The following is a 10,085-nucleotide window of genomic DNA, read 5'->3' on the forward strand; positions in this document are numbered from 1 at the left end:
CAGTACGGCATAGCATCACCTAACCATTAAACGGGTACCAGTTCTTGATTATCATGGTATAAATACTACCCGTCTTGTCGAAGGATCTGCTTATGAGCCTGACATCCGCGCCTGTTACCACCGAACAAAACAACCGCAAATTACTCGGCACCTTTCTGCGCACGCGCCGGGAAAACCTCGATCCTAATCGACTCGGTTTACCTCGCATGCGCCATCGCCGCACGCCGGGTTTACGCCGTGAAGAAGTCGCGCAGTTAGCGGATGTTGGCGTGACCTGGTATACGTGGCTGGAACAGGGACGCGATATCAAAGCCTCGCCGAAAACCCTGACGGCGATCGCTAGCGCGTTGCAGTGCAACGATGTGGAAACGCAGCACCTGTTTTCGCTCGCCGGGCACGCATTGCCCTCGGTGCGCGTGGTGGCCGCCTGCTGCAAAATTGCCGCGCACAATCAGCAGATGCTCGATGCGATCCAGTTACCGGCGATTATTGAGACGCCGCGCTTTGATATTATCGGTTACAACGCCGCGTGGTGTGCCTTGATGGGCGTGGATTTAGCCGAAATCGCGCCAGAAGATCGCAACTGCATCTGGCTGGCCTTCAATCACCCAACCTGGCGCAAAGCGCTGAATGACTGGGATGAAGTGATGCCGCAGATGGTGGCGATGTTTCGCGGGCAGATGGGCGAGCACCTTGGCGATCCGCACTGGGAAAGCTTTCTTGCTCGCTTGCTGAACAGTTCAGATGAGTTTGCTCACACCTGGCAGCGCTATGAATTGGGCCAGGTGGAGAATCGCATAAAACGTTTTTACCGCGACGAAGTGGGTGAAATGACGCTGCGGCAAAATAACTGGTGGTCGGCGTCACGCAACGGCGATCGCCTGCTGGTGTATGTGCCGGACGATGAAATCAGCGCCGCGGCACTCCAGCAGTTGATCAATCCGTGATGCGTTATGCCTTGCTCGTCAGTGCCGGAATCGGTGTTTGCGGGCGGGCGCCCTTCTGGCTGTTTAACAGAATCTGACCCAATAAGCTGTCTTTATTCACCACGCCATATTTCAGGTTGGTGTCGAGATATTTACGATCAAATCCCGTCAGTTTGGTCAGCGGCGGCAAGACGGCCGGCAGACGATCGACCATCAGCATGCGGCTCAGCTTCACCGGACGCCACTCCACCAGGCTTTGATACAGCAACGCGCTGGCTTCGCATTTACGCAGATAGAAGTTGTACAGATTGTTCTCACGCAGCGCCTGCTGCTGCGCGATATACACCACCAAATAATCCGGTGGCGTGATGCCCTGCACAATAGTTTCGTAATTGGGCAGCGCGAGCAAACGACGGAAAAACTCGTCGGCGCCCACTTCAACAATCGGGCGGAAAAAGTGCAGCCAGCGCGCAATAAAGGCATTATTTTTCGGCGCGGCCAGGAACCAGGATTCAATCACCGGATAGGCTTTATCCAGCGTCGAACTGTCGCGATAAAAGGCGATCAAGTCATAACCATCGTCAACATTCACCGCCAACAATTCGTCCATCGTGCGGTTGAGAATGATGGTGGCATCCATCCAGATTCCGCCATAGCGATGCAGCAGTTCCAGCCGGATTACGTCACTTTTATGTGAAGGGCGCATATCCTGATGCATGAAGTGCAGATCGGGCAGATAGTGCTGAATATTCAGGTTATTGATGACGGTTACCTGATAGCCGGGGTTTTCGCGCACGATTTTATCGACAAAAATCTGCACCTCTTCCGGTAGCGTTTCACTTTCCCAGTACATCCAAATCTGACGCGGAATGGCAGCAGGCGCGGTCTGGCGTGCAACTAAATTGATATCCTGCTCTGCGGCAGGATTGTAATCGGGCAGCGTTCTGCGTTTGGTCAGCTTTTTTTCCGCCAGTAAACCTAATGAAACCAAATGGGTTTTAAATTTATTCTTTTTCATCGTTTCTCCAGCAGCACAGCCGCCAGTTAACTACTTATTGCTGTTAAAAAAGGCACACATCAGCCCTGCACCTAATGCTGCAGAAAGCCGACAAAAGCCCGGAAAATTGGCTCAAAATTATCAAACAGCATTCAGCGCGACAATTTAATAAACCGCTAAAACCTCACTTTAAGAGAATACGTAGAGCGCAGGGTTTGCGGAATCTGGCTTTGTGAAACGTTACGCAAAGCCGAACATCTTAGGTGAACGGTTTAAAATAATACTGGATATATAAACAGTGTTGCGTATACTTATTCAACAGCCACGAGGCTGAGTAAGTCTGCAAGAGGTGATAATGATGATGATCTCAACGGAAAGTCTGTCTGCTTTGAATGCATCAATGATGATGAGCAGCCGCGAAATTGCCCATGTCACGGGCATTACGCACGGCGAAGTGAAGCGCCTGGTGAAAAGCCTGGAAACCGCACAGCGTCTTTCCCAGCCTTTGACGGTGAATCTCTATGAGCATCAGGGTGAAGTGCGTCAGGAGTTTCATCTTAACAAGCGCGATTCACTACTTGCCGTTGCCCGGCTTTCGCCTGGCTTCACTGCGGAATTACTCGATCTCTGGCAGCAGCGTGAACAGTTTACTCATCTGCCTGATTTCACCAATCCGGCGGAAGCGGCCCGCGCCTGGGCGGAGCAATTTGAGCAGCGCCGTGCGGCTGAGCAGCAACTTGCGTTGTCGGCCCCTAAGGCTGAATTTTTTGATCGCTTTGTCGAGATCGAAGATTCGCTCGGCTTTCGTCAGCTGTGCAAGATGTTGAAGGTAAAGGAAACTGAGTTTCGTGAGTTTTTGTTAGAACGCAACATCATGTATCGCGAAAAAGGCACGCTGGCACCGCAGCAGCACCATATACAGGCGGGATATTTCACCCTGCGCTCCGGACGTGGCGAGAATCAGCATGCTTTCTCCCAAGCGCGTTTCACCGCCAAAGGCGTGAAATGGGTGGCCAGTTTATGGGCGGGACATCTGTCGGCTCAGCCGAAAGGTGTGGCTGCATAAAGTGTGCGCAGGTGTCCTAGCGGCGTAATTTATTGCGCGATAAATCGCGCCGCCAGGGAATGTGCGATCATTGAATGCTTAGCGTTATATTTACCTGTTGAATTACAGTTTCATCAGCATCTCATGCCACGCCATGCCACCGTGGTCTGACTCAGACGGTTTGACGTACTGATAGCCCCATTTTTTATACAGCTCAAGGTGCTGGGTTTTGCACATCAGATGAATGGTTCGCTTATTCATTCTCTTCATCAGCTCGATAAACTGGCGCATCAGCAGCGACGCATAACCTTTGCCCTGATAAGCGGGATCAAGCACCACCGACATAATCACGGCGTTGGGTGCTGCCGGATCGTGGCCGATTAACTCTTTGAACGCTTCATCCGACATCACCACATCCCACGCACAACCGGCGTTGATAAAACCAATCACCTTGTCGTTGGTTTCCAGACATAAAAATCCCTGTGGATACTGCGCAATGCGGGTAGCAATTTTTTCACGCGTGGCGGCTTCATCCCCTTCGTAAGCCTCAATTTCAATCGCGTAACAGCGATCCACATCTGCCAGCCTGGCTTCTCTAAATACTAACGTTGACACGATTAAACCTCTTAGATTCCTCTCTGAACGACGGTCATTCTAACAGGCCGAATGTGTCTTTGCGCATAAGTACCCCCGTCAAACCATTAAAGTCGCCATCTAAAGTGATCAAAAATTAACGCCAACATTTATCCTGGTTCTAAATAAAATCTATTAAATTTTTATAAATCTCAGCGTCTTTTTTACGACATTTTTACGGGTTGGTCGGCTAGATTAATTTCATCGACAGCCCTGAAGGATTCGGAGAGGTAGCGCGAGATGAAAAGTATCGAACTCACTAATAGCGGTTCATCCGCATAACGTCAGCGGTCAACACGCACCGGTCCATTAACGCCTGTGAGCGTAAATCATGAGCGGCATGCTGCAATTTTTACTGCGCCAACCTTTTTTAAATTCTCTGCCAACGAGTCATGGGCAGATTAAGCAACGGGTCAAAACTATGTCAGGCTTGATTTTGGTATCACACAATCAAAATAATCACTCAACGCTTTCTAACATTTATGAAAGCATATTGACGCGTCGCGGTGGCATGTGGGTGAAATGGAGTGGCGAGTTTGAATCATTTACCACTGAACCTCATCGTGAGCTGAATTTTACTAGCGGCAAAGCATTCGACACGCTGACATTTCGCTTAACCAAAGCAGAATATGAAGAAGGTTATCATCAATATATTCATCAGGGATTGTGGCCGGTATTTCATCAGCGCCCCGACATGGCGCGTTTTTCCACCAGCAGCCAAATCGGTTATATGAAACTGAATGAAACCTATACGCGCGCCATCAGTGAATATGCCATGCCCGATGATGATATTTGGTTGCAGGATTATCACCTGATTCCCAGCATTAAAATGCTGCGCGATGCCGGCCTGATAAATCGTATCGGCTTCTTTTTCCATCAGCCTTTCCCAGCAGGACAATCTTTTGAATCGGTGCCGAACTGGCGCTATCTGGCCGATGCATTATTGTGCGCCGACTTAATTGGCTTTCAGACCACCCAAGACATGAACAATTTCACCGCTTGGGTTGAATCCCGCTTCCGTTGCGAGCGTCTAACGCCTTACACGCTGCGTATCCACGGCCGTCAGATTCGCGTAGGCGTATTCCCGGTAGGCATTGATACCGGGGAAACCAGCGCGCTAGCTGAAAGCAACAGCTGCCAGTATATGGAGCAGCAATGTCGCGCAACATTACCGGAGAATCTGATCCTCAGCGGCGGCCATTTTGACGACAGCACCGGCACGCCCTACCGCATCAGCGCCATAGAAGTTTTACTGCGTCAACACGAGGAGTATCACCATAAATTTTCCATGGTGCAGCTGGCTTCAGCGGCGTCAGGTTACAGCCATCGCATCAAGGCGTTGTCGCGCGATTTGGAAACCCGCTGCGGCGAAATGAACGGCGTGCATGGCGAGCTGAACTGGTATCCGGTGCGTTATTTGAGCAACCATTATTCACATGAAGAACTGTGCGGATTTTACCGTGCAGCGCGTGTGGCGTTGGTCACACCGCTGATAGCCGGAATGAGTTTAATGGCGAAAACCTATGTGGCGGTGCAAGATCATGCTAATCCCGGCGTGCTGATTCTGTCGCAGTTTGCCGGCGCCGCCGAACAGATGCAGGGCGCGCTGTTGGTTAATCCCTACGATCCCGATGCCATCGCCGATGCCATTCATACCGCGCTTATCATGCCGCTTTCGGTGCGTCGCGAACGTCACGCCAGCCTGCTAAAAAACCTGCATCTGCATGATTGCCACAAATGGGCCGATAGCTACATTAACGCGCTACAGCCGCGAGAACAGGAATGCGATTTAACCCTGAAATCGGGGGCGGTAATTTCGAATGGTTTCAGTGGCCGACTGCGTTATTAATCAAAAAGGAATGAGGCCGCCTGCGGGCGGCAATCATCCCCTGTTATTGCGCCGCCGGGAAATTACGCTTGATGGGCGCAAACGCTTCCACGCTTTTCCCCAGCAGACGCTGCGGACGGAAATCGCTCAGCAGCTCACTTGCCGCATCGCCGATCAGTTCTTCAGCCACCAGCTTGCCAATCAATGGCGAAAGCGTGATACCGCTGTGTGTCACCGCCACATACACGCGCTGATGCGCGGTGACATAGCCCAGCGCCGGTAAACCATCGGCAGGTCGTGCGCGTTGCCCCACCACAATCTGTTCAATCTGCAACTCGCCCGCATCCGCAAAAAGCGCGTGGTAACGCGCGCGGAACTGCGCGGCGATATCGCTGGTGATTGAGGGTGGCGCAGCAGAATCGGCCAGGTGATCCAACTCTAAGGCTTGCAGCAGCAAACGTCCGCCGCCGTCCGGGCGTACGTTAAGTTGCGGAGAGATGAGATTGGCATTGAGCGATAACGGCTGCGGCGCGGTGCGCACCAGGAAACTACAAGCCACCGCGTTCGGTTTGCTGGTATCCAGCAACGCCAGATTGAGTCCCAGTGAATTTAGCAGCTGATTGGCCCAGCGTCCGGTGGCTAACACAATACGATCGCCCTGCCACTGCTCGCCATTTTCCAGCTGCAGCGTAACCCGATCGGCACTTTCACTGATGCTATTGATGCGCTGATGCTGGTACAGCACCGCACCGCGCGCTTTGGCTTCTGACCATAAGCGCGCCAGATAGAGCGCCGGATGCAGCACCGATTCTGTCGGGAAATGCCACACACTGCCGCTGATGGCCTGCGCCCGCAGCTCCGGAATATCGCGCAGCACATCTGCTGGCGACACTTCACGTGCCGCATAACCCGCCGATTGCAGCGACGTGGCACGCTGCAGCAAACGTTGCTGCGCATCGCCCACGGCGGCCCACTCCCATGTACCGCCAGTTTCCAGCCAGCGCAATCCGTTCGGCTGCGCTTGCTGCAGTTTGAGGTGCTCTTCCACCGAGAGCGCATTAAGCAGGTGATAACTGCGCGGCTGTTTGCCATTGGAGTTTACCCAGGCAAACGTCGTGCTGCTGGTGCCCGCGCCAATGTGCTGTTGTTCGAAAACGGTGACTTCAACGCCCTGCAACGCTAAGGCGCGCGCCACCGCTAATCCGATAACGCCGCCGCCAATAATTGCAATTTTCTGTGCTGTCATAATGGGCTCCTGAATTAAGTGCCGATATCATAACAGCCTGGCTGAACGAAAATTGCCATCGCTAAATAGGGATTATTACGCAGGATATAAGAATTTCGTCTTAATCCGGATGCTTAAATTATTGCGATGTCAGAATCTTCCCATCGGCAAAATAGGCCCGTAAATTCTCCAGCACATTATTGGTCATTTGCGCACGCGTTTCGTGAGTTGCGCTGGCAATATGCGGCGTTAACAGCACATTCTTTAGTTCACGCAGCGCGGGGTTAATTTTTGGCTCATCCGGATAAACATCCAGCGCCGCCCCTTTAACGATTCCCTGCTGCAATGCAGCGATCAGATCGGGTTCATTGATTACTGTGCCACGCGCAATGTTGATCACCACGCCCTCTTTGCCGAGCGCCGCCAGCACCTTCGCGTTGACCAGTTGCACATTCTCTTTGCTGCCCGGCAGTGCCAGCACCAGAAAATCGCTAAAGGCGGCGAGTTGTTCGATCGTATCGCAGCGCTTATAGCTGACGTCTTTTGCCGAACGCGCGGTATACGCCACTTCCATACCAAAGGCTTCGGCACGGCGCGCGATGGCTAAGCCAATCGCGCCTAACCCGGCGATGCCAATTCTTTTTCCGCTGGCGCGGCTGGAGAGCTCAGCGCCGTTATTTTCCCATGCCCCGGATTTCGCAAACTGATGGTAAGCCACCAAATTACGCGAGAACGCCAGCGTCATTGTCATTGCCAAATCGGCAACATCGTCAGTCAGAATGTCGCGGGTGATGCTGACCTGAATATCGTTTTCGGCAGTGTATTTCAGGTCAATACGATCGGTGCCGACACCGAATACAGCAATGACTTTACACTCCGGCAGTTGCTCCAGCAGTGCCGTTTCCACCCCGACATCGCCGCGCGTAACAATGGCGTTGATCGCTTTGCCATGCTGCTGGATAAATAGCATTGCGTCATGCTGCTCATATAAACGATGGCAATGGAAATGTTGCGTGAGCTTTTCATCTAACTGCGGCATTAGCGGCTGAATAATCAGCACGACAGGTTTGATATTCGTCATTTTATGTTCCATTAGCGGTATTTATTGACCACCAGCCTAACGGAGTTATTTATGTTACGGCATTGCTGTTACTTTTTTCGCTGATAAGATCACCCGGAAATAGATGGCATGCCGTGCAGCAGCGTAATGATTTAATCGTTGCTAAATGAGAAAATGAAACTTATCTAATGCGCTTACTGTCATCGGTAAACCCTGGCGTAATAGCGAATCCAGATAAACCGTAACGCCCATTGCTGGTTGTCTAAAACTCGCGCGTTGCGCATTCACTGCCTTCAAAACCAGCGCCTGATTTAAGTCGAACAGATCCATGATGAATTCGTCAGGATGAAGAGCTTCAATCTCGAATTCAGCCAAGAGATTTCCAGGGAAATCCTTTAGATTCATTGTGACAATCACTTCAGCTTTACACCGTATAGCGGCAGCGACAACATGGCAGTCATTGGAATCGGGTAATGTAATGCCAGAAATAAGCGGTTCAAATCCCGATACCATTGCGTCTGGAAGCGCTTTATTCATCAATGTCTGCGTGCGTGCCAACTGATCCTCAGCAATGTCTGGTCTGTTAGTGCGTAAATTACGCTTCCATTCCTCCTGAATGGTGGCCGTCCATTTTGGCTGGTAGAGCCCGGTCAGACCGAGGCGAAGCAGTACATCGCGCAGTATGGATGGATACAACACACATGCATCCAGTACAACGGCATAGGGTGAATGGTTCATCAGTAGAGATTGAGATCCTGTCCCTGGTTTGCCAATTCCTGCATTGCATCATTGCTCTCTTGCGCACGCTTGTCTTTAAACTGCATAAGATCCGCAAAAAGCACGCGACGATGGCGACCTGTTTTATGGTACGGAAGCTGACCTTGCTCTAACAGTTTCACCAAATGCGGGCGTGAAACGTTTAAAATATTTGCCGCTTCCTGCGTAGTTAATTCAGCGTGTATAGGCACAACCTGAACCGCATTTCCCACCGCCAACTCGCCCAAAACAGCCATGAGTAGTGTCAGGGCAGACGTTGGCAGCTCAATCTGATGCGTTTCGTTATGCGCATCCTGAATCGATATTTTTTGCGTTTCCTGCTTGGTGGATAGATAAGTTGCGAGCTCCCTCTGCCCGCGCAAAGCGGCCTCAATCTCCTTCGGAGCCGGAAGGCTCAAGCTATCCAGAATTGAGTGTTTCATGCGTTTTCCAATTGATAGTTTGTGGTTTCAAATTGCAGTCACCGAATGATAATCGCAATAAACGAAACAATCAATATTCGAAATAAACGAAATGATCTCTCTTTAGCCGACGCTTGAGCATTACTTCTCTACGTAATTCTCATCCATTATCGGGTTTGGAATGGTTTAACCACGCTGCCCTCGCTGGCAAACTCACCTTCCGCAGTCTACGGTTAATCAAAAAGCATAATAATTTCATCAACCATGGATAGCCATTATGACCACCCATGTCGATAGCACAGCGCATCAGACAAGCGAACTGCTTCAGCTGCAGCAAATTTTACAGGCGCATCTCGAACATTTACTGCCTGCAGGACAGCAAAGCGATCGCGTGCGTGCCGCGATGCGTGCCGGTACGCTGGCGCAGGGCAAGCGCATCCGTCCTTTATTACTGATGCTGGCAGCGCGCGATATGGGTTGCGAGCTGACGCAAAATGGCATTCTCGATCTCGCCTGTGCCGTGGAAATGGTGCACGCGGCATCGCTGATTTTGGATGACATCCCGTCAATGGATAACGCGCAGATGCGCCGTGGTCGCCCAACCGTGCATCGCGAGTTTGGTGAAACCGTGGCGATTCTCGCCGCCGTCGCGCTGCTGAGCCGCGCATTTGAAGTGATTGCCATCGCACCCGGTTTGCCTGCCATGCATAAATCTGAAGCGATTGCCGAACTCTCCGCCGCCGTGGGCCTGCAGGGATTAGTGCAAGGGCAGTTTCAGGATCTGCACGACGGCACGCAGAGCCGCAGTCCGGAAGCGATCGCCTTGACCAATGAACTGAAAACCAGCGTGCTGTTTCGCGCCACGCTGCAAATGGCGGCGATTGCCGCTGACGCTTCACCGCAGGTGCGGCAACGTCTTAGCTTCTTTGCTCAGGATCTGGGCCAAGCGTTTCAGCTACTCGACGACCTCGCCGACGGCTGCAAACACACCGGCAAAGATGTGCATCAGGATCAGGGTAAATCCACGCTGGTACAGATGCTCGGGGCTGACGGCGCAGAACGTCGTCTGCGCGATCATCTGCGCAGTGCCGATGCACACCTTGCCTGCGCCTGCCATCGCGGCATCGCCACTCGCCAATACATGCACGCGCTGTTTAATCAACAGCTAGCGATGTTCAACTGAGCGCGGCTAA

General features: G+C 51.9%; 10 protein-coding genes. 4 read left to right on the forward strand and 6 right to left on the reverse strand.

Going from position 1 to position 10,085, the window contains the following annotated elements:
• Positions 1–92: 92 nt before the first annotated feature.
• Positions 93–947: a helix-turn-helix transcriptional regulator gene (locus PO881_RS21110; RefSeq protein WP_280173270.1), complete on the forward strand. Its 855-nt coding sequence runs from the start codon at positions 93–95 to the stop codon at positions 945–947.
• A gap of 4 nt (positions 948–951) precedes the next feature.
• Here PO881_RS21110 and PO881_RS21115 read toward each other — a convergent pair whose 3' ends face one another.
• Positions 952–1,944: a capsular polysaccharide synthesis protein gene (locus PO881_RS21115; RefSeq protein ID WP_280173271.1), complete on the reverse strand. Its 993-nt coding sequence runs from the start codon at positions 1,942–1,944 to the stop codon at positions 952–954.
• Positions 1,945–2,281: 337 nt separating this feature from the next.
• Between PO881_RS21115 and PO881_RS21120 the strand changes: the two genes are divergently transcribed.
• The gene (locus PO881_RS21120) at positions 2,282–2,989 is read left to right on the forward strand and encodes a phage antirepressor KilAC domain-containing protein (RefSeq protein WP_192235489.1); all 708 of its coding nucleotides are present in this window, start codon (positions 2,282–2,284) and stop codon (positions 2,987–2,989) included.
• A 102-nt stretch (positions 2,990–3,091) separates the two neighbouring features.
• Here PO881_RS21120 and PO881_RS21125 read toward each other — a convergent pair whose 3' ends face one another.
• Positions 3,092–3,583, reverse strand: a complete 492-nt coding sequence (locus PO881_RS21125) for a GNAT family N-acetyltransferase (RefSeq protein WP_192413413.1) — start codon at positions 3,581–3,583, stop codon at positions 3,092–3,094.
• Positions 3,584–4,022: 439 nt separating this feature from the next.
• Between PO881_RS21125 and PO881_RS21130 the strand changes: the two genes are divergently transcribed.
• Positions 4,023–5,450, forward strand: a complete 1,428-nt coding sequence (locus PO881_RS21130) for a trehalose-6-phosphate synthase (RefSeq protein WP_280173272.1) — start codon at positions 4,023–4,025, stop codon at positions 5,448–5,450.
• Between the two features lie 43 nt (positions 5,451–5,493).
• Here the strand turns inward: PO881_RS21130 and PO881_RS21135 are convergent, their stop codons facing one another.
• The 4 genes from PO881_RS21135 to PO881_RS21150 all read right to left on the reverse strand — a co-directional run bounded on the left by PO881_RS21135 (position 5,494) and on the right by PO881_RS21150 (position 8,913).
• Complete coding sequence (locus PO881_RS21135; RefSeq protein WP_280173273.1) at positions 5,494–6,675, reverse strand: FAD-binding oxidoreductase; 1,182 nt, start codon at positions 6,673–6,675, stop codon at positions 5,494–5,496.
• Positions 6,676–6,793: 118 nt separating this feature from the next.
• A complete protein-coding gene (locus tag PO881_RS21140) occupies positions 6,794–7,735 on the reverse strand; it encodes a 2-hydroxyacid dehydrogenase (RefSeq protein ID WP_280173274.1) in 942 nt (313 codons plus the stop codon).
• 141 nt (positions 7,736–7,876) lie between these two features.
• Entirely contained in the window at positions 7,877–8,452 is a 576-nt protein-coding gene (locus PO881_RS21145; RefSeq protein ID WP_280173275.1) for a PIN domain-containing protein, read from the reverse strand.
• Positions 8,452–8,913: a helix-turn-helix domain-containing protein gene (locus tag PO881_RS21150; protein ID WP_280173276.1), complete on the reverse strand. Its 462-nt coding sequence runs from the start codon at positions 8,911–8,913 to the stop codon at positions 8,452–8,454. The genes PO881_RS21145 and PO881_RS21150 overlap by 1 nt, the downstream gene beginning before the upstream one ends.
• Before the next feature lie 256 nt (positions 8,914–9,169).
• Between PO881_RS21150 and PO881_RS21155 the strand changes: the two genes are divergently transcribed.
• On the forward strand, positions 9,170–10,075 hold the full coding sequence (locus PO881_RS21155; RefSeq protein ID WP_192413419.1) for a polyprenyl synthetase family protein: 906 nt from the start codon (positions 9,170–9,172) through the stop codon (positions 10,073–10,075).
• Positions 10,076–10,085 lie beyond the last annotated feature (10 nt).

The organism is Pantoea sp. SS70 (genome assembly GCF_029866845.1).
GTDB classification, from domain to species: domain Bacteria; phylum Pseudomonadota; class Gammaproteobacteria; order Enterobacterales; family Enterobacteriaceae; genus Pantoea; species Pantoea leporis.

Bases quoted from the DNA above. Each gene is read 5' to 3' on its own strand.
- PO881_RS21110 (WP_280173270.1), top strand. From the start codon at position 93: ATGAGCCTGACATCCGCGCCTGTTACCACCGAACAAAACAACCGCAAA.
- PO881_RS21115 (WP_280173271.1), bottom strand. From the start codon at position 1,944: ATGAAAAAGAATAAATTTAAAACCCATTTGGTTTCATTAGGTTTACTG.
- PO881_RS21120 (WP_192235489.1), top strand. From the start codon at position 2,282: ATGATGATCTCAACGGAAAGTCTGTCTGCTTTGAATGCATCAATGATG.
- PO881_RS21130 (WP_280173272.1), top strand. From the start codon at position 4,023: ATGTCAGGCTTGATTTTGGTATCACACAATCAAAATAATCACTCAACG.
- PO881_RS21135 (WP_280173273.1), bottom strand. From the start codon at position 6,675: ATGACAGCACAGAAAATTGCAATTATTGGCGGCGGCGTTATCGGATTA.
- PO881_RS21140 (WP_280173274.1), bottom strand. From the start codon at position 7,735: ATGACGAATATCAAACCTGTCGTGCTGATTATTCAGCCGCTAATGCCG.
- PO881_RS21145 (WP_280173275.1), bottom strand. From the start codon at position 8,452: ATGAACCATTCACCCTATGCCGTTGTACTGGATGCATGTGTGTTGTAT.
- PO881_RS21150 (WP_280173276.1), bottom strand. From the start codon at position 8,913: ATGAAACACTCAATTCTGGATAGCTTGAGCCTTCCGGCTCCGAAGGAG.
- PO881_RS21155 (WP_192413419.1), top strand. From the start codon at position 9,170: ATGACCACCCATGTCGATAGCACAGCGCATCAGACAAGCGAACTGCTT.